Raw genomic sequence first — 246 nt, forward strand, 5'->3', positions numbered from 1 at the left:
GCTCACGGTAATCGTCGAAGCCATCGAGGATCATGCGGGCAATGGCAGGGGCGGATGGCGACATGCGGGAAACCTCGAACGGGTATCTGGATGCCTGAGCTTAGCCAGTGAATCGAGGCAGGAGAAGGATGATTTGCACATCCGAACTGTACAACTTCATGCAATTTGTACTTTTATTTTCAATTTTCACCAATCGACCGTACGGTCAGCAAAAACACCATAAAGTCGCGCCGCCCACCGCTACAG

Annotated in this window: 1 protein-coding gene; it reads left to right on the forward strand. The window is 51.6% G+C overall.

The features are described from left to right. The coding region (locus NDO48_RS29465; RefSeq protein ID WP_267322951.1) for a hypothetical protein at positions 1 to 223 on the forward strand (223 nt) is incomplete at its 5' end. Positions 224 to 246 lie beyond the last annotated feature (23 nt).

It is taken from the genome of Aminobacter sp. MET-1, assembly GCF_026521175.1.
Taxonomy (GTDB): Bacteria; Pseudomonadota; Alphaproteobacteria; order Rhizobiales; family Rhizobiaceae; genus Aminobacter.